General features: G+C 72.7%; 20 protein-coding genes and 1 tRNA gene. 7 read left to right on the top strand and 14 right to left on the bottom strand.

Annotated features, from left to right (window positions below; genetic code table 11):
* Positions 1-22 precede the first annotated feature (22 nt).
* Positions 23-96 (bottom strand) — tRNA-Thr (locus tag ACFC1R_RS29730).
* 295 nt (positions 97-391) lie between these two features.
* On the opposite strand from ACFC1R_RS29730, the gene ACFC1R_RS29725 reads away from it, so the two are divergent.
* From ACFC1R_RS29725 to ACFC1R_RS29715, 3 genes are all read left to right on the top strand, one after another.
* Positions 392-1,483, top strand: a complete 1,092-nt coding sequence (locus ACFC1R_RS29725) for an ABC transporter ATP-binding protein (RefSeq protein ID WP_375943796.1) — start codon at positions 392-394, stop codon at positions 1,481-1,483.
* A 207-nt stretch (positions 1,484-1,690) separates the two neighbouring features.
* Positions 1,691-2,128 carry a hypothetical protein gene (locus ACFC1R_RS29720; RefSeq protein ID WP_375943794.1) on the top strand — a complete coding sequence of 146 codons (438 nt, stop codon included), beginning with the start codon at positions 1,691-1,693 and terminating at the stop codon, positions 2,126-2,128.
* A gap of 261 nt (positions 2,129-2,389) precedes the next feature.
* Positions 2,390-3,169, top strand: coding sequence for an NDP-sugar synthase (locus ACFC1R_RS29715; protein WP_375943792.1), 780 nt, complete (start codon positions 2,390-2,392; stop codon positions 3,167-3,169).
* Between the two features lie 413 nt (positions 3,170-3,582).
* Here ACFC1R_RS29715 and ACFC1R_RS29710 read toward each other — a convergent pair whose 3' ends face one another.
* The 7 genes from ACFC1R_RS29710 to ACFC1R_RS29680 all read right to left on the bottom strand — a co-directional run bounded on the left by ACFC1R_RS29710 (position 3,583) and on the right by ACFC1R_RS29680 (position 10,801).
* Positions 3,583-5,394: a DoxX family membrane protein gene (locus ACFC1R_RS29710; protein WP_375943790.1), complete on the bottom strand. Its 1,812-nt coding sequence runs from the start codon at positions 5,392-5,394 to the stop codon at positions 3,583-3,585.
* A 151-nt stretch (positions 5,395-5,545) separates the two neighbouring features.
* Positions 5,546-6,541 (bottom strand): 23S rRNA (guanosine(2251)-2'-O)-methyltransferase RlmB, encoded by a 996-nt coding sequence (rlmB, locus tag ACFC1R_RS29705; protein WP_045305542.1) that lies wholly within the window; start codon positions 6,539-6,541, stop codon positions 5,546-5,548.
* 154 nt (positions 6,542-6,695) lie between these two features.
* Positions 6,696-8,090: a cysteine--tRNA ligase gene (cysS, locus tag ACFC1R_RS29700; RefSeq protein ID WP_375943788.1), complete on the bottom strand. Its 1,395-nt coding sequence runs from the start codon at positions 8,088-8,090 to the stop codon at positions 6,696-6,698.
* 95 nt (positions 8,091-8,185) lie between these two features.
* A complete protein-coding gene (locus ACFC1R_RS29695; protein ID WP_375943787.1) occupies positions 8,186-8,578 on the bottom strand; it encodes a PPOX class F420-dependent oxidoreductase in 393 nt (130 codons plus the stop codon).
* 151 nt (positions 8,579-8,729) lie between these two features.
* Entirely contained in the window at positions 8,730-9,221 is a 492-nt protein-coding gene (ispF, locus tag ACFC1R_RS29690; protein ID WP_375943785.1) for a 2-C-methyl-D-erythritol 2,4-cyclodiphosphate synthase, read from the bottom strand.
* Complete coding sequence (ispD, locus tag ACFC1R_RS29685) at positions 9,211-9,966, bottom strand: 2-C-methyl-D-erythritol 4-phosphate cytidylyltransferase (protein WP_375943812.1); 756 nt, start codon at positions 9,964-9,966, stop codon at positions 9,211-9,213. The genes ispF and ispD overlap by 11 nt, the downstream gene beginning before the upstream one ends.
* Before the next feature lie 352 nt (positions 9,967-10,318).
* The gene (locus ACFC1R_RS29680) at positions 10,319-10,801 is read right to left on the bottom strand and encodes a CarD family transcriptional regulator (RefSeq protein ID WP_014136563.1); all 483 of its coding nucleotides are present in this window, start codon (positions 10,799-10,801) and stop codon (positions 10,319-10,321) included.
* A 456-nt stretch (positions 10,802-11,257) separates the two neighbouring features.
* Here ACFC1R_RS29680 and ACFC1R_RS29675 point away from each other — a divergent pair, with 456 nt between their 5' ends.
* Positions 11,258-11,944, top strand: a complete 687-nt coding sequence (locus tag ACFC1R_RS29675) for a DUF461 domain-containing protein (protein WP_375943783.1) — start codon at positions 11,258-11,260, stop codon at positions 11,942-11,944.
* Positions 11,945-12,035: 91 nt separating this feature from the next.
* Here ACFC1R_RS29675 and ACFC1R_RS29670 read toward each other — a convergent pair whose 3' ends face one another.
* On the bottom strand, positions 12,036-12,731 hold the full coding sequence (locus ACFC1R_RS29670) for a response regulator transcription factor (RefSeq protein WP_045305536.1): 696 nt from the start codon (positions 12,729-12,731) through the stop codon (positions 12,036-12,038).
* Positions 12,728-14,014, bottom strand: a complete 1,287-nt coding sequence (locus ACFC1R_RS29665) for a sensor histidine kinase (RefSeq protein WP_375943781.1) — start codon at positions 14,012-14,014, stop codon at positions 12,728-12,730. The genes ACFC1R_RS29670 and ACFC1R_RS29665 overlap by 4 nt, the downstream gene beginning before the upstream one ends.
* A 294-nt stretch (positions 14,015-14,308) precedes the next feature.
* Here ACFC1R_RS29665 and phoU point away from each other — a divergent pair, with 294 nt between their 5' ends.
* Both phoU and ACFC1R_RS29655 read left to right on the top strand, forming a co-directional pair.
* Positions 14,309-14,989, top strand: coding sequence for a phosphate signaling complex protein PhoU (gene phoU / locus ACFC1R_RS29660; RefSeq protein WP_375943779.1), 681 nt, complete (start codon positions 14,309-14,311; stop codon positions 14,987-14,989).
* Between the two features lie 222 nt (positions 14,990-15,211).
* Entirely contained in the window at positions 15,212-15,391 is a 180-nt protein-coding gene (locus ACFC1R_RS29655) for a hypothetical protein (protein WP_045305533.1), read from the top strand.
* A 187-nt stretch (positions 15,392-15,578) separates the two neighbouring features.
* Here ACFC1R_RS29655 and ACFC1R_RS29650 read toward each other — a convergent pair whose 3' ends face one another.
* Positions 15,579-16,166: a lytic polysaccharide monooxygenase gene (locus ACFC1R_RS29650; RefSeq protein WP_375943777.1), complete on the bottom strand. Its 588-nt coding sequence runs from the start codon at positions 16,164-16,166 to the stop codon at positions 15,579-15,581.
* A 399-nt stretch (positions 16,167-16,565) separates the two neighbouring features.
* Positions 16,566-17,324 (bottom strand): phosphoglyceromutase, encoded by a 759-nt coding sequence (locus ACFC1R_RS29645; RefSeq protein ID WP_375943775.1) that lies wholly within the window; start codon positions 17,322-17,324, stop codon positions 16,566-16,568.
* 142 nt (positions 17,325-17,466) lie between these two features.
* Here ACFC1R_RS29645 and ACFC1R_RS29640 point away from each other — a divergent pair, with 142 nt between their 5' ends.
* Positions 17,467-18,801: an MDR family MFS transporter gene (locus ACFC1R_RS29640; RefSeq protein WP_375943773.1), complete on the top strand. Its 1,335-nt coding sequence runs from the start codon at positions 17,467-17,469 to the stop codon at positions 18,799-18,801.
* 118 nt (positions 18,802-18,919) lie between these two features.
* Here the strand turns inward: ACFC1R_RS29640 and ACFC1R_RS29635 are convergent, their stop codons facing one another.
* Together ACFC1R_RS29635 and mshA are read right to left on the bottom strand one after the other, a co-directional pair.
* Positions 18,920-19,501: a YbjN domain-containing protein gene (locus tag ACFC1R_RS29635; RefSeq protein ID WP_375943771.1), complete on the bottom strand. Its 582-nt coding sequence runs from the start codon at positions 19,499-19,501 to the stop codon at positions 18,920-18,922.
* Positions 19,502-19,806: 305 nt separating this feature from the next.
* Positions 19,807-21,177 carry a D-inositol-3-phosphate glycosyltransferase gene (gene mshA, locus ACFC1R_RS29630; protein ID WP_375943769.1) on the bottom strand — a complete coding sequence of 457 codons (1,371 nt, stop codon included), beginning with the start codon at positions 21,175-21,177 and terminating at the stop codon, positions 19,807-19,809.
* Positions 21,178-21,197: the final 20 nt, after the last annotated feature.

Here is a 21,197-nt window from a genome sequence, read left to right as displayed (position 1 = left end):
GTTTGACCTGGGGTGGAAGCTGAGCCCCCTGTCGGGTTCGAACCGACGACCCCCGCTTTACAAGAGCGGTGCTCTGGCCAGCTGAGCTAAGGAGGCGCGGTGACCGTCCGCGGATGGACCACGGCGGCACCAGGGGCAGTCTACCGGGACGGGAGCGCGTGGTGGCGGCGGATATCAAGGTGACCGGTATGACCAGGCTGTCCCGGTTGTGATCGGATCGATGCCGAAATCGGGTGCTGTGGGGGGCTGACAGGGAGCGAACCGGCCGGTAGCGTCGCCGGGAGCCGACTCGTCGAATGGTTCAGACCACTCGGGGCGGGGCGGCGACACACAACCCAACCCTTTACTCGGATCGTCCGGCACGTTCCTGCCGGTGAAGGAGAGCACAGTCATGGCTTCTGTGACGTACGACAAGGCGACCCGCCTCTACCCGGGCGGCACCAAGCCGGCCGTCGACGCGCTGGACCTGCACATCGAGGACGGTGAGTTCCTCGTGCTGGTCGGCCCGTCCGGCTGCGGCAAGTCGACCAGCCTCCGGATGCTGGCGGGGCTGGAGGACGTCAACGGCGGCGCCATCCGGATCGGCGACCGGGACGTGACCCACCTGCCGCCGAAGGACCGGGACATCGCGATGGTGTTCCAGAACTACGCGCTGTACCCGCACATGACCGTCGCCGACAACATGGGCTTCGCGCTCAAGATCGCGGGCGTCAACAAGACCGAGATCCGCACCAAGGTCGAGGAGGCCGCGAAGATCCTCGACCTCACCGAGTACCTGGACCGCAAGCCGAAGGCACTCTCCGGCGGCCAGCGCCAGCGTGTCGCGATGGGGCGCGCGATCGTCCGCGAGCCGCAGGTCTTCCTGATGGACGAGCCGCTGTCCAACCTGGACGCCAAGCTCCGCGTCTCCACCCGCACCCAGATCGCGGGCCTGCAGCGCCGCCTGGGCATCACCACCGTGTACGTGACGCACGACCAGACCGAGGCCATGACCATGGGCGACCGCGTCGCCGTGCTCAAGGACGGCCTGCTGCAGCAGGTCGACACTCCCCGGGCGATGTACGACAGGCCCGCCAACGTCTTCGTGGCCGGCTTCATCGGCTCGCCGGCGATGAACCTGGTCGACGTCCCGCTGGTGGACGGCGGCGTGAAGTTCGGCGGCTCGGTCGTCAACATCTCGCGCGAGGACCTGTCCGGGGCCGGCAGCGACAAGACCGTGACCGTCGGCATCCGCCCGGAGCACTTCGAGATCGTCCCCGCCGGCGGCATCGAGGGCGTCGCGGTCACCGTCAACGTGGTCGAGGAGCTCGGCGCGGACGGCTTCGTGTACGGCACCACCAAGATCGGCGGCGCGGACACGGACATCGTCGTGCGCGTGCACGGCCGCCAGGTCCCGCAGAAGGGCGAGACCATCCACGTGGTCCCGACCGGCGGCGAGGCGCACGTCTTCTCCAGCAGCACGGGCGCGCGCCTGAGCTCCTGAGCCGGACCCGGTGAACCCGGCAGGGTGAACCGGACACGGTGGACCGAACAGCGACGAGCCCCCGGCGGACAGTGTCCGCCGGGGCCTCGCGCGTTGGTCCGTACGCCGACCGCGCGTCAACACGCCGGACGGATAAATCAGGACACGACTCACTCGATGGTGTAACGGAGTGCAACCCGAAGCCCACCCAGCGCTACTCTCCTGAACGTGAAACAGCTCGTGCGCCGCATCGGCCAGACCGTTGCCCTCACCCTGCCCGTGATTCTGGTGACCACCGGTACCCTCGCGGTGACCCGTGTCCCCTGGGCCCCGCCCACCGGTCTCGACCAGCAGGTGGTCGCGGCGTCCAGCGGCGACGGCACCATCGGCCGCTCCAGCACGGCCGGCAGCACCGAAGGGCTCGCCCCGCAGGACGCCCTCCGGGCCGACCTGATGGACGAGCTCCGCAACCACAACCCGGGCACCGCGCTCGACCTGCTGGAGCGCACCATGCGCGAGAAGCCGGCCCTCACCCCGTACTGCAGCAACCTGGCCGCGGACCTCGGGCGCGCCGCCGTACGCAAGTACCAGGGTGACGTCCAGCGGGCCCGCTCCTTCGCCCGCCCGGTCTGCGACGGTTCCTTCGCGGCAGGTGTGGTCGGCTGACGCCAACGAGGACGGGCGGGCCCGGCAGCGATCGACGATCGGCGGGCCGGAAAGAACCGGCTGGCCCGGCGACGGTCGGCGGGCCCCGAGACTCGACGGCCCGGGCAGTCGGCGGGCCCCGGCGGTCGGTCGGCCCGAGGGCTGGGCACCCGCTCGGACCGACCCCGCCCAAGTCACCCCCGGCCACCACGGCACACGACGGCACCCGGCTGCGCTCCACCGCACTCCGCGGCACCGGCGGTGGACCTTATTGTTCTCGGCATGACCGCTGCCGCGCCGCACCCCGCCCCGCACGTCGTCCCGCACGTCGCCCCGCCGACCGTGACCCAGGCCGTCATCCTGGCCGGCGGTCAGGGTTCCCGGCTGCGCCCGTACACGGACGACCGGCCCAAGCCGCTGGTCGAGATCCCCGGCACCGGGGTGCCGATCCTCGGGCACCAGCTGGCATGGCTGGCCTCGGAGGGCGTCACCGACGCGGTCATCTCCTGCGGGCACCTGGCGGACGTGCTCCAGGAATGGCTGGACAACGCCGATCTGCCGCTGGACGTCCGCACGGTCGTGGAGGCCGAGCCGCTCGGCCGTGGTGGCGGCCTGAAGCACGCCTCGAAGGCACTGCCCCGCCCGGACGAGGACTGGTACGCCACCAACGGCGACATCTGGACGCGTTTCAGCCTGCGTGACATGGCCGCCTTCCACCGCGAGCGCGACGCCGTCGCCACGCTCGCGCTGGCCCGGCCGCGGATCCCCTGGGGTGCCGTCGAGACCGACCAGTTCGGCAATGTGCTGGACTTCATCGAGGCGCCGCCGTCCCCGTTCCTGATCAACGCCGGGCTGTACGTCTTCGGGCCGGAGTTCCGTGAGCTGCTGCCGGACATCGGCGACCACGAGCGCACCACCTTCCCGCAGCTCGCCCGCAGCAGGCGGCTGGCGGGCTACCAGCTGCCGCAGGGCTGCTACTGGCGGGCCATCGACACCGCGAAGGACCTCACCGAGGCCGCCAAGGAGCTCGCCTCCGACGCTTCCACCATCGGTCACGTCTGACCGCACGGCGGGCACCCGGGTGGGCGAGCGGGCGCGGCGGGAGCAACCGTCCAGGGGAGCGGGGAGCTGCGCGCACACCTCCCACCGCAGTAGTGCGCCGAGCTCACGCTCCCCCCCGCCCCGAGAGCTTGACGTCCACGGCGACAGGGCACCCAACGGCCCAGCCCGGTCGAACCCAGCCGAGCCGCCGCCCGCTGCCCCTCGCGAATCCCCGCACACCTCACGCACCTCCACGCACAGCCCCGCGTCGACGGCCGACCACGCCAGACCCCCGACCTCAGCCCCTCAGCCCCTCAGCCCCTCAGCCAGCGTGCCCTCGGGAAGAGCGTCCCGCCGCCGAGCCCCGACACAGCACGGCTGCCGGGCCCCTCCCCATCAGGAGGGACCCGGCAGCCGCCTGGGAAGCCGTACGGTCAGACGGTCGTACCCCCCGGCCGCCCGCCGCCCCTGCCGCCGCTCATCCCGAGGGCCGGCAGGTCGGGCATCGGGCCGCTGCCGAGCACCCCGCCGAGCAGGCCGCCGCCCGTGGAGCCCGACTTCGGGGTGGAGCTCGTACCGGAGCCCGAGCCGGTGGCCGTCCCGCTGCCGCTGCGACCGCCCGCACCGCCCGCACCGGTGCCCTCGCCGCCGGAGCCGCTCGGGCTCCGCTCCGTCTTCGTGGCGTGCGACTTCGCGGTCTTGGCCGCGGACGAGGGCGTTGCGGACGGCGACGAGGCCGTGGGTGACGGTGTGGACGACGGGGACGGCGGGGCCGAGGTGGCCGCACTGGGCAGCGGCGCGGGCACGACCGGGAGAACGGGCACCGGGGACGGGCCGGTGGCCGGCCACACCGGGGTTCCGTAGTCGGTCGGCGGCTTGACCGGCGCAGGGCCGGGGCGGCCGCCGGTACGGACCGCCGCGCCCAGTGTGGAGCCGATCAGCAGGGTCGCTCCGACCACCAGCGTGGCGACCACCGTGCCGCGGCGCAGGATCCGGCGGCGCAGCGCGGCCGGCGCGTCGGAGCCGTAGCGGCGCCAGGCCTCCAGGGCGATCCGGCCGTCCAGCGAGCCGAACGGGGCGCCGGCGATCAGCAGTGGGCTCCAGGCCGCCAGGAAGATCAGGTCGGGCGCGTCGTAGACCGGGACGGCCCGCCAGCTGACGGTGAAGAGCAGGGCGGCGGAGAGTGCCATCGCCGCCCCGGCCGCGAGCCGCTGCCAGAGGCCGAGGATCGACAGGACGCCGACCACGACCTCGGTGAACGCCACGCCGAGCCCGGCCCCGACGGGGTGCGCCATGGCGAAGTCGAGCAGCGGCTGCGCCACCTTCCAGGGGTGCAGCGAGCCGAGCCAGCGCATCATCGAACCGCGCTGGCCGCCGTCGAAGTACACCGGGTCGCAGAGCTTGCTGAACCCGGCGTAGACCGAGAGCGAGCCGAGCAGCACGCGCAGCGGCAGCAGCACCAGGCCGAGGTCGACCTTCCGGCCGGGGTACCAGGCGTGCCGGGTCTCGCCGCTGGGCGGGTAGGCGGCCTCGGGCAGCTCGCCGCCGGGCGTCCACGGGGGTCGCATCCGCATCCCCGGTGCCACGGGAGAACCCCCGTACGAGCCCCCGCCCGGGCGGCCGCGGCCGCCGCCCTCGGGCGAGCCCGACTGCTTGGGCACGGCCTGCCCGTAGGGCTCCGGGTACCCGTACGGATCGGGCTGCCCGTACGCTCCGGGCTGCGGGTACGGTTCCAGCCGCTGGGTGTCGTCCACGCCGAGCGGGCCCGGACCGCCGGGCGCGGCTGCCGGGGCGGGCACGGTGTTGAGGCGGACGGCTTCGAGGAGCTGGGTCGCGGCCACGTCGCCCGGCGCGGTCTGCCCGGTCCAGGTGACGGCGGTGACCCGGCCCTTGCGCCGTACCGGTGTGCCGACGGACCCGACCGCCCCGCCAACCCCGCCCGCGCCGACGGACCCGACCATGCCGACACCGGTCAGCGCCGCGAACGCCGCGCCGTCCACCACGACCTGCGGGGTGACCAGCGGCCTGCCGCCGAGGCTCTGCATGCCGTACGGATCGCCGAAGGCCGCACCGGCCGGGGACTCGATCAGCGAGGTCACCGGGGTGGAGAGCCGTACCCGGAAACTGGCCTGGGTGCTGCTGAGCCTGGACGGGTCGGACGGAACCTTGACCGTGTTGAGGCCGGGGCCGTCGTCTATCCCCGCCGAGCTGCCCTGCCCCGGGCGCCGAGGTGTTCTGGTGTCCACACCCGTCTAACCGGGTGACGGCCGGTTAGGACACTCTCCTGGGTGGATTCCTGGCGGTGATTGAAGTGATCATGCGCGAACCGATCGGGCCCGGTCAGGCCCGATCGGTTGACGGTCACAAAGCCGCCGGACGGGATCCCGGCGGCGGCGGTCAGCCCCGCTTGGCGCGCAGCCGCGCGGCCTCGTACATCACGATGCCCGCCGCGACACCGGCGTTCAGCGACTCGGTCTGGCCCGGCATCGGGATCCGCACCCGGATGTCGCAGGTCTCGGAGACCAGCCGGGACAGGCCGCGGCCCTCGCTGCCCGCGACGATCACGACCGGCCCGGTCAGCGCGTCCAGGTCGCCGATCTCGGCCTCGCCGTCGGCGGCCAGGCCGACGACCATCAGGCCGGCCTTCTGGTACGCCTCCAGGGCCCGGGTGAGGTTGGTGGCGCGGGCGACGGGCAGCCGTGCCGCCGCACCCGAGGAGGTCTTCCAGGCGCCCGCCGTCATACCGGCGGCCCGGCGCTCGGGGATGACCACGCCGTGCGCGCCGAAGGCGGCGGCGGAGCGGACCACGGCGCCGAGGTTGCGGGAGTCGGTGACCCCGTCCAGCGCCATGATCAGCGCGTCCTCGCCGGACTCGGAGGCGGCCACGATCAGGTCGTCGGGGTGCGCGTACTCGTACGGCGGGACCTGGAGCACCAGGCCCTGGTGGTTCAGGCCGCCGGTCATCTGGTCCAGCTGGGCGCGCGGGGCCTCCATCAGCGGGACACCCCGGTCGTTGGCGGCCTGGAAGGCGTCGCGGACCCGGTCGTCGGTGTCGATGAACTGCATCACGTACAGCGCGTTGGCCGGGACACCGCCCTGCAGGGCCTCGACCACCGAGTTGCGGCCGACCACCAGCTCCGCCGCGCCCGCGCCGCCGCGCCCGCCGCGCCCTGCGCCACCGGCCCGGCGCATGCCGGCGCGGGCCTTGGCGTCGCGCTCGCGCTTCACCGCGGCGTTGGCGGCGCGCTGCTTGGGGTGCCCCTTGCGGGCCTCACCGGGCGGGGTCGGGCCCTTGCCCTGGAGCGCCTTCCGGCTGTGGCCGCCGGTCCCGACACTCGCGCCCTTCTTCGACCCGGGGTTGCGGCGGTTCCTGCGTGCGCTGTTGCCGGCCATGGCTGTACTTCCTGTCTGTCCGTCATGCCCGACGGCCGTTTCCCGCCTACGACATGCTCTGCGTCATGTGGGTCCCTCCCGTCCGCTGCCGGACAAGGAGGGAGGGCCGCACCGGTCCGGTACGGCCCACCCTCACCCCATCGGTACCGAGGGGTTACTGGTTGTTGAGCGTCCAGCGCGAGCCGGACGGGGTGTCCTCGATCGACAGCCCGGCCAGCGCGAGCTGGTCGCGGATGGCATCCGCCGTGGCGAAGTCCTTGCGCCCGCGGGCCGCCTGCCGCTGCTCCAGCACCAGCTGGACCAGCGAGTCGACCACACCGTGGAGGTCGTCGCCCCGGTCGGCCCCGGCCCACTGCTCGTCGAGCGGGTCGAGACCCAGCACACCGAGCATCGCACGGACCTCGGCGAGGCGCGCCACCGCGCTCTCCTTGTCGTCCGCCGTGAGCGCGCTGTTGCCCTGCCGGACGGCGGTGTGCACGACCGCGAGCGCCTGCGGCACCCCGAGGTCGTCGTCCATCGCCTCGGCGAAGGCCAGCGGCACCTCGGGCGCGGCGTCCACCAGGCCGCAGCGCTCGACGGCGCGCTCGATGAAGCCCTCGATCCGGGCGAACCCGGTCTCGGCCTCGCCGATCGACTCCTCGCTGTACTCGATCATCGAGCGGTAGTGCGGGGCGGACAGGTAGTAGCGGAGCACGATCGGCCGCCAGCGCTGGACCATCTCGGAGATCAGCACCGAGTTGCCGAGCGACTTGCTCATCTTCTCGCCGCTCATGGTGACCCAGGCGTTGTGCACCCAGAAGCTGGCGAACTCGTCGCCGAACGCCTTGGACTGGGCGATCTCGTTCTCGTGGTGCGGGAAGATCAGGTCGAGCCCGCCGCCGTGGATGTCGAAGGCCGTGCCGAGGTACTTGTGCGCCATGGCCGAGCACTCCAGGTGCCAGCCGGGCCGCCCCCGGCCCCACGGGGTGTCCCAGCTGGGCTCCCCCTCCTTGGCGCGCTTCCACATCGCGAAGTCGCGCGGGTCCCGCTTGCCGGTCTCGCCCTCGCCCTCCGGCTGCCGGAGGTTCTCCAGCTGCTGGTTGGAGAGCGCGAGGTAGTCGGGGTAGGTGGTGACGGCGAAGTAGACGTTGCCCTCGGACTCGTACGCGTGCCCCTTCTCGATGAGCGTCTGCATCATCTCGATCATCTCGGGGACGTGTCCGGTGGCCCGCGGCTCGACGGAAGGCGGCAGGCAACCGAGAGCGCCGTAGCCCTCGTTGAAGGCCCGCTCGTTGGTGTAGGCGATCTCGAACCACGGGGTGCCGAGCTCGCGCTCCTTCTTGATCACCTTGTCGTCGATGTCCGTGACGTTGCGGACGAAGGTGACCTGGTAGCCCCGGTAGGTGAACCACCGGCGCATCACGTCGAAGTTGAGGTTGGACCGGATGTGTCCGATGTGCGGGGCCGCCTGAACGGTCGCCCCACACAGGTACATCGAGACACAGCCCGGTACAAGCGGGACGAAGTCGCGTACCTGGCGGGTGCTGGTGTCGTACAGGCGAAGGCTCACAGCGTCAAGCGTAGTGGGCGGCGGGGGGTGCCCCGCCACCTTTCCGGGACGCGATCCTCAGTTCTTCGTCGTGTCCGCGCCGACCGGCGGTCCGTTCAGGCCCGGGCGACCACCTTGCGGGGCCTGACCCGGACCACCACGCGGACGTCCTCGGGGCCGTCCGCGCCGTAGTCCTGACCCAGGTACTTGTGGGACAGCTCGTTGATCAGCTCCCGGCCGCCCTCCCTGCTCATGGTCGCCTCGCCGCGCAGCTCGACGTAGGTGTAGGGCTCCTCCGGCGGGTTGACCAGCACGTTGATCCTCGGGTCCTTGACCAGGTTGAGGTGCTTGCGGCGGCCCTCGACGGTGGAGAACAGGACGTCGTCGCCGTCCCGCTTCACCCAGACGACGGACGACTGCGGGCTGCCGTCGGGCTCCAGGGTGGTCACGACGGCGAAGCTCCTGCCGTCGATCAGTGCCTTTGCCTTCTCGGGGAGCTCTGCAGCCATGTGGTGTACCCCTCATCTCGTGCGGTCGGCGGACGGGCAGGCAGCGGTCGGCTGCCTGCCCACGCTATCGACTCACGTGCGGCGGAGGCGGGTTGAACACTCGTCAGGCGATCGATCGTCCTACCCGGACGGCCGGCCGGATCCGTACGGGTCAGCCGGCCCGGTACACCAGTGCGGTGGCGATCGCCGCCAGGCCCTCGCCCCGGCCGGTCAGCCCGAGGCCGTCGGTGGTGGTGCCGGAGACCGAGACCGGGGCGCCGACCGCGGCGGAGAGCGCGGCCTGCGCCTCGTCCCGGCGCTTGCCGATCTTCGGACGGACGCCGATCACCTGGATCGCGACGTTGCCGATCTCGAAGCCCGCCGCGCGGACCAGCCGGGCCGCCTCGGCGAGCAGCGTCACCCCGGCCGCGCCGGACCACTCCGGCCGGTCGGTCCCGAAGTGCGCCCCCAGGTCCCCGATGCCGGCGGCCGAGAAGAGCGCGTCACAGGCCGCGTGGGCGGCCACGTCGGCGTCCGAGTGCCCGGCCAGGCCGACCTCGGAGTCCGGCCACTCGAGACCGGCCACCCGGAGCGGACGGCCCGCCTCGAAGGCGTGCACATCGGTGCCGACACCGATCCGGGGGAGCACGGGATCAGAAGCCATCGGAGGCCCTCCGTCGGGCGAGTACGGCCTCGGCGAGCACGAGGTCCAGGGGGCGGGTGACCTTGAAGGCCTCTTCGTGTCCGGGGACCACGACCACCTGGCCGCCGAAGCGCTCGACCAGCCCGGCGTCGTCGGTGACCGGCGGCAGGCCGCCGTCGGCCTCCTCGGCCAGCGCCTTCTCGTGCACCTCGTGCAGGGTGTCCCGGAGGAAGCCCTGCGGGGTCTGCACGGCGCGCAGCGTGGCCCGGTCGGGCGTGTCGAGGACCGGCTCGGGCCCGCCGGGCGCGGCAGCCGCCGCGACCCGCTTGACCGTGTCGGCCAGCGACACCGCGGGGACCACGGCCTCGGCGCCCGCCCGGACGGCGGCGACGACCGCGTCCACCACGTCCACCGGGACCAGCGGCCGGGCCGCGTCGTGCACCAGCACGATCCCGGTCCCGGCCGGGATCGCGGCCAGGCCCAGGCGCACCGACTCCTGCCGGGTCGCGCCGCCGGCCACCACCCGGAGGTCCTTGCCGTCCAGGCCGTGACTGTCCAGTAGCGCGGCCACCTCGGCCACGCCGTCCGGCGGTGCGGCGACCACCACCAGGCCGACCGCCCGGCTGCGCGCCAGCGCCCGTACCGCGTGCACCAGCAGGGGCACCCCGCCGAGTTCGCGCAGCGCCTTGGGAGCGCCGGGGCCGAGCCGCTCGCCCCGCCCGGCGGCGGGTACGACGGCTGCTGCAACTGCTGCTGTGGCGTTCAGGTTTCACTCCTTCGCCGAAGTGGGTATGGCCATGGCGTGCGCGGCGGGTGCACGGCCCGGACCCCTTCCAACCGCAGGCCCGTGAACCACCGCACACTCGCACATCCGCACCGGCTCGGGCATCGCACCGCTGGAGTCCGGCCCCGCCGGCCCCCTCGGGGTCGGTCCGCTCGGGGTCGGTCCGCCGTCACACCGGGATCCCCCGGTCCGCCGCATCGGCCCGCCCGGACGCGGGTACGCCGAAGCGCCCGAGGTGCCGTCGCACCGTCCGGCCGGGTACGCGACGTACCCGACCATGATGGCGCGCCGACATCGGGCGCTGTGGCATCGCGGGACTACCGGGAGGTCGGCCTCAGGAGGCCAGGACCTCGTCGAGCAGCGTCTCCGCCTTGTCCTCGTTGGTGTTCTCGGCCAGAGCCAGCTCGCTGACCAGGATCTGCCGAGCCTTGGCCAGCATCCGCTTCTCACCGGCCGACAGGCCACGCTCGCGCTCGCGACGCCACAGGTCGCGCACAACCTCGGCGACCTTGATAACGTCACCCGACGCCAGCTTCTCCAGGTTCGCCTTGTAGCGGCGGGACCAGTTGGTGGGCTCTTCGGTGTACGGTGCACGCAGCACCTCGAAGACGCGGTCCAGACCCTCCTGGCCGACTACGTCACGCACGCCGACGAACTCTGCGTTCTCCGCGGGCACGCGCAGCGTCAGGTCTCCCTGCTGCACCTTGAGCACCAGGTAGGTCTTGTCCACACCTTTGATCTGGCGAGTTTCGATGGCCTCGATCAGCGCAGCCCCGTGATGGGGGTAGACCACCGTGTCGCCAACCTTGAACGTCATGTGACAGGACCCCTTCCGTGGCTTTCCAGAATAACACGCTTTTCGGCGCACCCGAAGGGCGTTTTCGCAGGTCAGGGCGGGTCTCGGGGCTTGACAACCACCCCCTTGACGTGCTGCGACCGGTGTTCGACGAAGGCTTCTCGCAGGTCGGAGGCGGTATGGAGGACCTGACGAAACCTCTGGCGACAGCCCGGAAACCATGATTGGATCTTGAGTTTTTGCCCCATGCCGCTTCGCGGCCCGTCCGCGATTCCGATCACAGGCCTCGCCGACGGGCCCCGGGCCGGCGAGGAGTGATCGTCGTTCGTGGACGGCGCACCCCCGCGGACGACGGGAAAGGGGTCGCGGACGGGCACTTGGGACGCGACACGGGGCCACCCCGTGAGAGCCGGATAAGTGTGGTCGGTAGTCTGACCCCTGACCACCCGACACGTGATCCAAGGAGAAGTCGCCGCCGTGAGCCGGAGCCTTCGACGCGGCGCCATCGCCGCTCTCGTCCTCGCAGCGATCGTCCCGCTGTCCGCCTGCGCAGCCGGGAACACCCCCGATACCCTGCAGATCAAGCCGGACAACGCGGCCACCGCAATCGGGCAGAACCTGAAGCTCAACAACATCGTGGTGGTGACCAAGGCCGACGCGATCGGCGACCAGACCGGCCCGGCCAACGTCTCGGTCAACATCGCCAACAGCGGCACCACCCCCGAGACGCTGCAGTCCGTCACGGTCGGCGAGGGCGCTCCGGCGACCTTCACCGACGCCAAGGGCGCTCCGGTGACCGAGGTCGTCGTTCCGGCCGGCGGGTCGGTGCTGCTCGGCGGCCAGGGCCAGCCGGCCGCCCACCTCGCCTCGGCGGCCGCCAAGGTCGGTGGCTTCGCCCCGGTGACCTTCTCCTTCGCCAAGGCCGGCAAGGTGACCGCGCAGGCCCAGGTCAGCCCGGCCACCGGCCTGTACGCCGCGTTCGGCCCGACCGTGGCCGCGGCCCCGCCCGTCCCGTCGGCCTCCGCCTCCGCCTCCGCCCCGGCGTCCGCTGCCGCCTCTGCTTCGGCGCCGGCCTCCGGCCCGGCCTCGGCACCCGCGTCGGCCTCGGCTCCGGCCGGCGGGGTCCCGAGCGGCAGCGCCTCCGGCAGCCCGGCCGCGCACTGACGCGAGCACAGCGGCACACGACGCCGAAGGGCCCCTGCAGCGCAGGGGCCCTTCGGCGTCGTGGTGCGGGAGCTACCGCGCTCCGCCGTGGTTACGGCTCGAACTTGTAGCCGAGACCGCGCACCGTGACCAGGTAGCGCGGCGCGCCCGGGTCCGGCTCGATCTTCGCCCGCAGGCGCTTGACGTGGACGTCCAGGGTCTTGGTGTCACCGACGTAGTCGGCCCCCCAGACCCGGTCGATCAGCTGCATCCGGGTGAGCACCCGGCCCGCGTTGCGCAGCAGCATCTCCAGCAGGTCGAACTCCTTCAGCGGCAGGTCGACCTTGGCGCCGTCCACCGTGACCACGTGCCGGTCGACGTCCATCCGGACCGGACCGGCCTCCAGGGCGCCGGGGCCGCCACCGTCGCCGTTGCCGCCGGCGTCCTCGCCGCGGCGGCGCAGCACCGCGCGGATCCGGGCGACCAGCTCCCGGGTCGAGTACGGCTTGGTGACGTAGTCGTCGGCCCCTATCTCCAGGCCGACCACCTTGTCGATCTCGCTGTCCTTGGCGGTCACCATGATCACCGGGACGTTGGAGCGGACCCTCAGCTGGCGGCAGACCTCGGTGCCCGGCAGACCCGGGAGCATCAGGTCGAGCAGCACCAGGTCGGCACCGTTCCGTTCGAACTGCTCCAGCGCGTCGGGGCCGGTGGCGGCGATGGCCACCTCGAAGCCCTCCTTGCGGAGCATGTACGAGAGGGCGTCGCTGAACGACTCCTCGTCCTCGACCACCAGTACTCGGGTCACGATCGGGCCTCCGGGGCAGGAAGGGGGGTTGCGGTTGCGGGAGTGTGGGTCGACAGCGGGGTGGGCGGCCGCTCCGCCGGGATCTGCCCGGCGGGGAGCCGCACCGTGAAGGTGGAGCCCTGGCCCTCGACGCTCCAGACGGACACGGTGCCGCCGTGCGAAGCGGCAACGTGCTTGACGATGGAGAGGCCGAGGCCGGTTCCGCCGGTGGCTCGGGAACGCGCCGGATCGACCCGGTAGAACCGTTCGAAGATCCGCTCGCGGTCCTTCTCCGAGATGCCGATGCCCTGGTCGGTCACCGATATCTCGATCAGCTCGCCGTCCGCCTCGCCGAGCGCGGCGGCGCTGGAGATGCGGCGGGTGGCGATGGCCACCCGGGTGCGCGGCGGACTGTAGTTGACCGCGTTCTCGACCAGGTTGCCGAGCGCCGCGGCCAGCTGGCCGCGGTTGCCGTGCAGGTAGAGACCGCCGACACCACCGGAGGCGATGTGGATCTGCTTGGCGGCGGCGGGCTGGCGGCAGCGGTCGACCGCCTCCGCGATCAGCTCGTCCACCGGCACCGGCTCCGGATCCATCAGCAGCTGGTCGTCCTGGACCCGGGAGAGATCGATGATCTCCTGGACCAGGCTGGCGAGCCTGGTGGCCTCGATCTGCATCCGGCCCGCGAAGCGCTGGACGGCCTCGGGGTCGTCGGAGGCGTCCGCAACGGCCTCGGACAGCAGCGAGAGCGCGCCGACCGGGGTCTTGAGCTCATGGCTGACGTTGGCCACGAAGTCGCGGCGGACCGCCTCGATCCGGCGGCGCTCGGTGAGGTCCTCGACCAGGACCAGCACCAGCCGGGAGCCGAGCGGGGCGACCCGGACCGAGACCGCGAGCGGATCGGCCGTCCGGGCCACCCCGGGGCGGGGCACCTCCAGCTCGACCTGCCGGATCTCGCCGTCACGCCGGGTGGCCCGGGCCAGCGAGAGCATCTGTTCGACGGCCATCGCGCCGCCCCTGACCAGGCCCATCGCGTAGGCGGCCGAGCTGGCCTTGACCACCTCGTCGCCCTCGCCGAGCACAATGGCGCAGGAGCGCAGCACCGAGAGCACGGTGTCCACGCCGGGTGGCAGCGCCGGCTCGTTCACGGGTGCGCTGCTCGTACTGGTCCTGCTCTTGCCGCTGCTGCCCCTGCTGCTCCGGTTCTGCTCTCGCTCGCTCCAACGGAAGGCTATGGCGGCGGTGAGGCCGACTCCGAGCCCGGCTATGGCGCAGGCAGCGGCGGCGGCCACATTCACGTCCATACGGTCAGCCTAAGCGCTAGGTGAAGACCACCCCCCGGCCTGCGATCAAGGGATCGGCCTTACGTTGCCGAGAATTCACCTTCAGGTTGCTGCCGGTTCACTGCGGCGGCCGTGCGCCGTCGCCCGGACGGCCCAGTCTGGGTGGCGCAGCCCGTGCGGACGGTGGCGAGCGTACGATTCGCGCCGCCAGCAGCGGCCCCCCGGCCGCCGTCGACCCGTCCGCGGGCGTGGTCGTACGGAACGACGGGACGGCCGGTCGGCACCGCCACCGACACAGCTACTGAGGGAGAGAGCATGCGCGACGCGTACCACGAGGAACTCGACTCGATCAGCGACGGACTGGTCGAGATGGCGCGGCTGGTCGGTTCGGCCATGGGCCGGGCCACCACCGCGCTGCTCGACGCCGACCTGGCGCTGGCCGAGAGTGTCATCGCCGCCGACGAGAAGATCAACGAGCTCCACCACGACCTGGAGAGCCGGGCCATCGACCTGCTGGCCCGCCAGCAGCCGGTCGCCACCGACCTGCGGATCGTCGTCACCAGCCTGCGGATGAGCGCCGATCTCGAGCGCTGCGGCGACCTCGCCCGGCACGTCGCCAAGGTGGCCCGCCTGCGCTACCCCGCCACGGCCGTCCCCAACGACCTGCACCCGATCGTGCTGGAGATGGGGCAGCTCGCGCAGCGCCTGGTCGCCAAGGCCGGTCTGGTCATCTCCACCAAGAACGTGGACAAGGCGCTGGAGCTGGAGCAGGACGACGACGCGATCGACGCGCTGCACCGCGAGCTCTTCTCGCACCTGCTGGACGACCGCTGGCAGCACGGCATCGAGACCGCGGTCGACGTGACCCTGGTCGGCCGCTACTACGAGCGGTTCGCCGACCACGCGGTGTCGGTGGCCAAGCGCGTGGTGTTCCTGGTGACGGGCGAGCACGCGAGCGAGTTCGTCGCCGCGAACGAGGCGGCCCAGGCCGAGTAGGCGGGCCCCGGGGCGACGCCGCAGGGGGTGGCAGCGGCCGCGCGGCCGACCGGACGGCGTCGGAACCCGTCGCGCACGGCTCGCGCCTGCCGGGCGCGGTGAGGGGGCGCACGGGACGCCGTTCGGGCGCCTCCGCGCGCCCGTTGACGCCCCGTCACGGGAGGGCTTCACTCGTGGAGTAGGCACACCGACGTGTGCCCGTCCCGAGGAGGGCCAAGCGCGATGAAGGCAACCCCGACCCCGACCACTCCCCCGCCGAGCGTCGTCGAACCGCCGGCCCCGGCCCTGCTGCCGATCCTCGCCGCAGGCTGCGGCTGCGGACCCGGCTGCGGCTGCGGCTGCCAGTCCGGAGCGCCGTGCCAGTGCGGCGGCGCCAGCGGCGGCTGCTGCGGCGGCCACTGAGCACCCGCTCCTCGTCCGCGACCGGGTGTCCCGCTGTACGGCGGGGCACCCGGTCCGGCTTTTCGCGCGGGCACCGGTTCGCGCGGGCACCGGTTCGCGCGAGCACCGGGGGACTCCGGGGCCTTCGGGGTGCCGGGGCTCCGGAAGGCCGGAACTCCAGGGGGTTCGGGGCTTCGGGGGGCGGGCTTCAGAAGGCGACGTCGGTGCAGGAGTAGAAGGCGTTGCCGGTGTCGGCGATGTCCCAGACCGCGAGCACCACCTGGTGACCGGTCCGCCCGGTCGGGAGGGTCGCGGTGTGGCTGAGCGTGCTCGGCGGCTGGGCGCCGCCGTAGGGGACGGTGAGGAAGGGCGTGGTGTCCAGGCTGCTGCGGGTCAGCGGCTGGGAGGCGTCGTAGCCGGGCTTGGTGAGGAAGTACCGGAACGAGGTGGTCGCGTGCCGGGCGGTGAACGTCCAGGTGAAGGTGAGCCGCTGCCCGGCCGTCACCCTGGTGGTGGGCCAGGCACCGCCGCGCGGGTCGTCGAGTTCGGCGAATCTGGTGTTCCCGCCCGCGCAGAGGGTGCCGTCGGCGGGCCCCTTCGCCGGGAAGCCCTTGGGGCCCTCGACGCTCTGCGGCTCCCACTGGATCTCACCGCAGTCGGTCACGGTCCCGGCCGCACACAGAGCGGCCCGGCTCGGCGGGGTCGAGATGTAGCCGTGTGACCGGGCCGGTACCGCGAGAGCGACCGGGACGGCCGCCGCCACGGCTGCCGCGACCAGGGCATGGCGTTTACGCATGGTGCTCCTTCCTGGCCCCGCTTCCGGGCATGCCGAAGCAGGGTGTGGGGGTGGACGGAGTACACGAAAGGGAGTGCACGAAAGGCACGGGCCGCCTGCGTGGGGGCAGGATCCGGGGGTGGATCACGGCGTGCCCGCGCCGGTTCCGGCACTTACGCTAGAAGCGCCGCCTGCGACCGTCAATGGTCTGAACCACCTTGGACGCCAGGGGAGTTGTCGCGGCGATCGGCAACTCGCGGACGTTCGGGCCGTCTTGGCGCAGCCCGTACCGCCGGGCCGTGAGCGGCGCCCGCCCCGGCAACCCCGCCCCCCTGGATCGGCCCGCACGCAACCGAGCCCCCTGCCGCGCGGGGAACCGCGGGCGGAGGGCTCGGTGCGGAGCGGGCAAGACGGCTGCTGCTACTTCTTGCCCTGGTTCTTCACGGCCTCGATGGCAGCCGCGGCGGCCTCGGCGTCCAGGTAGCGGCCACCCTTGACGACCGGCTTGAAGTCGGCGTCCAGCTCGTACACCAGCGGGATGCCGGTGGGGATGTTCAGACCGGCGATGTCCTCGTCGGAGATGCCGTCGAGGTGCTTGACCAGCGCGCGCAGGCTGTTGCCGTGGGCGGTGACCAGCACGGTCCGGCCGGCGGCCAGGTCCGGGACGATCGCGTCGTACCAGTACGGCAGCATGCGGTCGACGACGTCCTTCAGGCACTCGGTGCGCGGGCGCAGCTCGCTCGGGATGTCGGCGTAGCGGGCGTCACCGGCCTGCGAGTACTCGGCGTCGTCGGCGAGCACCGGCGGCGGGGTGTCGTACGAGCGGCGCCAGAGCTGGAACTGCTCCTCGCCGAACTCGGCCAGGGTCTGGGCCTTGTCCTTGCCCTGGAGCGCACCGTAGTGACGCTCGTTCAGGCGCCAGCTGCGGCTGACCGGGATCCAGTGGCGGTCGGCCTTGTCCAGGGCGATCTGCGAGGTGCGGATCGCGCGGCGCAGCAGGGAGGTGTGCACCACATCGGGGAAGAAGCCCTCGGCGGCGAGCAGTTCGCCACCGCGCGCGGCCTCCTTCTCCCCCTTCTCGTTGAGGTCGACGTCGACCCAGCCGGTGAAGAGGTTCTTCTGGTTCCACTGGCTCTCGCCGTGACGGAGCAGGATGAGTCGGTACGTCGTGTCAGCCATGGCCCACAGCTTAATGGAGCCGAATAACCGGTGGCCGGGCCGAAGGTCCCTCGGTAACATCTGATCAAGCTTTTGACCACTTACGTGCCCGTCGGGAGTTCCCAGTCCGCCCGGCGGGCTCCTGCTGCCCTCGGAGCCCCCCTTGCCCGGATCCGCCCGTATACGCACCGCCTTCTCGGAGACCGTCGGCGGGCTACCGCGACAGTTCTGGTGGCTCTGGACCTCGACCCTGGTGAACCGGCTCGGCGGCTTCGTGGTCACGTTCCTGGCCCTCTACCTGACCGCGGAGCGCGGCTACTCGGCCTCGTACGCGGGCCTGGTGGCGGCGCTGTTCGGGCTCGGCTCGGCCATTGCGGCGGTCGGCGCGGGCGTGCTCACCGACCGGATCGGGCGGCGGCCGACCCTGCTGGCCGCGCAGGTCTCCACCGCGGTCTTCACCGCGGTGCTCGGCTTCACCGACGGCCAGGTGGCCATCGCGGTGGTCGCCTTCCTGGTCGGCCTGGCGAACAACGCCTCCCGCCCGGCGGTCTCGGCGATCATCGCCGACGTCGTCCCGGCGAAGGACCGGGTCCGCGCCTTCTCGCTCAACTACTGGGCGATCAACATCGGCTTCGGCGTCTCGGCGGCGGCCGCCGGGCTGATCGCGACCCACGGCTACCTGACCCTCTTCCTGCTGGACGCGGTCAGCACGCTGCTCTGCGCCGTGGTGGTCTTCGTCAGGATTCCGGAGACCCGGCCGGAGGCCACCACGGCAGGTGACACCACAGCGGGTGACACCACAGCGGGAACGGCAGCCGAGACACCGGACACCGCACGGATCGGCCTGGGGACGGTCTTCCGGGACGGCCGGTTCATGGCCGTGGTCGGCATCAACCTGCTGCTCGCGCTGGTCGCCCAGCAGGGCAGCACCACACTCGCGGTGGGCATGGGCGAGGCGGGCATCTCCACCACCCAGTACGGCTTCGTCATCGGCCTGAACGGGCTGCTGATCGTGCTGCTCCAGCTGCCGCTGACCCGTCTGATCAGCGGCCACAACCGGACCGCACTGCTGCTCGCAGGCGCCCTGCTGACCGGCTGGGGCTTCGGGCTGACCTACTTCGCCGGGTCCTCGGCGGCCTTCTACGCCGTCACCGTGGCCGTCTGGACGATCGGCGAGATCATCAGCGCGCCTACCATGATGAGTCTGGTCACCGAGCTCTCACCGGCCTCGGCCCGCGGCCGCTACCAGGGCATGTACTCCCTCTCCTGGTCGCTGGCGTCCTTCCTCGGGCCAGCGGCCGGCGGCTACCTCCTCCAGCATGCGGGCGGCGGTGCGGTCTGGGGGGCCTGCGCGGTCTGCGGGACGGCCGCGGGCGCCGGGTTCCTGCTGCTCGGACGGCGCCGTACGGAGCAGTCGGACGCGGCACCCGTTGCCGCCTCGGACACCCCTGGCGCGCCCGGGGCCACGGCGGAACGAGAGGCGCTCTCCCCGTCCTGAGCACCGGCCGGCCGCACGGCCCGCGCCCTGCACCGCGCGGCGGCGCCCGGGACGGCGCGGCGCCCGGGACGGCGCGGCGCCCGGGACGCCCCCGGTGCGGGCGGCAGTGCGACCCGGCCTATCCGGCCGCCGGTCGGCCGTCCTCCTGCTGCCCCGGCTCGGAGGAGGACGGCTCGGAGGCGGCCGATCCGGGGGCGGCCGGTCCGGCGAGGTTGGCGAAGGCTTCGAGATTGCGGGTCGACTCCCCGCGCTTGGTGCGCCACTCCCACTCGCGGCGGATCGCGGACGCGAAGCCGAGTTCGAGCAGGGTGTTGAAGGGTTCGTCGGCGTTCTCCAGCACGGTGCCGAGCAGGCGGTCGACCGTGTCCGGGGTGAGCGCCTCCAGCGGGAGCCGGCCCGCGAGATAGACGTCGCCGAGCCGGTCGACGGCGTACGCGACCCCGTACAGGCGGGTGTTGCGTTCCAGCAGCCAGCGGTAGACCGCCTCGTGGTTCTCGTCGGGGCGGCGGATCACGAACGCGTTCACCGAGAGGGTGTGGTCACCGACCCGCAGCGCGCAGGTGGTGGCCAGCTTCCGGGTGCCCGGAAGCGAGGCGACCAGGGTGTACGGATCGGTCACGGCCGGCTCCCAGGCCACCCCGGTCTCGTCCAGCGCGGCGCGGAGCAGCCCGAGGGCGTCGTCCTTCGTGCGGATTGACATGGGGAAGACGCTACTCGGCGGTAGGCCGCCGGTGCAGCCGGGGCGCCCCGGGAACGGCCTTCCCGCCACGGCAGGCAGGCAGGCGGACAGGCGGACAGGCAACCGCTCGGGGGGCGAGGAACCGCCCGGTCAGCCCAGCGCGAAGCCGCACGTGACGTCACGCGGCCCCACGCAACCCCGGAAGACCCCGGGAGACCTGGAGGCCCGGGATCGCAGCCGGTCGGTCGCACCGTCCGGCGGCGCGGCCGCCCGCACCCCCGAGAAACTGCCCGACCGGTCGTGCGGCCCGACAGCAGGCGGGTGGGTCAGCCCAGTCGGATGCGGGAGCGGCCGAGGCGGCCTGCCGGGCGGGCGAGTGCGCCCGCGTAGACGTCCGCCGTGGCGGCGGCGGCCGTGCTCCAGCCGAAGCCCGCCGCGTGCCGGGCCGCGGCCGCGCCCTGCCGGTCGACCAGCTCGGGGCGGGTGGCGTACTGGAGCAGCGCGTCGGCCCAGGCGTGCGGGTCGTGGCCGTGCACCAGCGTCCCGGTGCGGCCGTCCTGGACGGCGACCGGCAGGCCGCCGACGGCCGCCGCGACGACGGGAGTGCCGCAGGCCTGAGCCTCCAGGGCGACCAGCCCGAAGGACTCGCTGTAGGAGGGCATCACCAGCGCCGACGCGGCCTGGTACCACTCGGCCAGCTCGGACTGGCCGACCGGCGGGTGGAAGCAGACCACGTCCGAGATGCCGAGCTGGGCGGAGAGCTTGTGCAGGCTCTCCGGCTTGGCCAGCCCCGTGCCGGAGGGGCCGCCGACGACCGGGACGACCAGCCGCTCGCGCAGACCCGGCTCCCGTTCGAGCAGCACCGCAACGGCCTTGAGCAGCACGTCGGGTGCCTTCAGCGGCTGGATCCGCCCGGCGAAGAGCAGGACGGTGGCGTCCTGCGGGAGGCCGAGCCGGGTGCGGGCGGCGGCGCGGTCGCCGGGCCGGAAGATGTCCAGGTTGACGCCGGGGTGGACGACGGCGAGCTGGTCCTTGCGGGCGGCGTAGTGGTGGGAGAGCTCGTCGGCCTCCTCGGCCGTGTTGGCGATCAGGCGGTCCGCGGCCTCGACCACCTGGGTCTCGCCGATCACCCGCGCCGCCGGCTCCGGCGTGTCGCCCTCGGCGAGGGCGGCGTTCTTGACCTTGGCCATGGTGTGCATGGTGTGCACCAGCGGCACGCCCCAGCGTTCGGCGGCCAGCCAGCCGACCTGGCCGGAGAGCCAGTAGTGCGAGTGGACCAGGTCGTAGTGGCCCGGCCGGTGCCCGGCCTCGGTGCGCAGCACGCCGTGGGTGAAGGCGCAGAGCTGGGCCGGCAGGTCCTCCTTGACCAGCCCCTCGTACGGCCCGGCGGTGACGTGGCGGACCAGCACCCCGGGCGCGAGCTGGACCGTGGGGGCGTCCTCGGAGCGGATCGCCCTGGTGAAGATCTCGACTTCGATGTCCAGGTCGGCCAGCCGCTTGGCCAGCTCGACGATGTAGACGTTCATCCCGCCCGCGTCGCCGGTGCCCGGCTGGTGCAGCGGCGAGGTGTGGACACTCAGCATGGCTATCCGCCGGGGCCTGCGCGAGCGCCCGCCGACCAGCGCCTGCAGACGGCCGCGGGTGGGCGTGAGCGCGAGCTGGGCACGGCGTGACGTCCGTACGGGGTGCTGGGTCACCGGGCTGAAGCCTCCTCTTG

This window comes from Kitasatospora sp. NPDC056138 (assembly GCF_042264695.1).
In the GTDB taxonomy this organism is placed as follows: domain Bacteria; phylum Actinomycetota; class Actinomycetes; order Streptomycetales; family Streptomycetaceae; genus Kitasatospora.
Note: the sequence above shows the minus strand (reverse complement) of the source record. Positions and strands in the feature narration are given on the sequence as shown.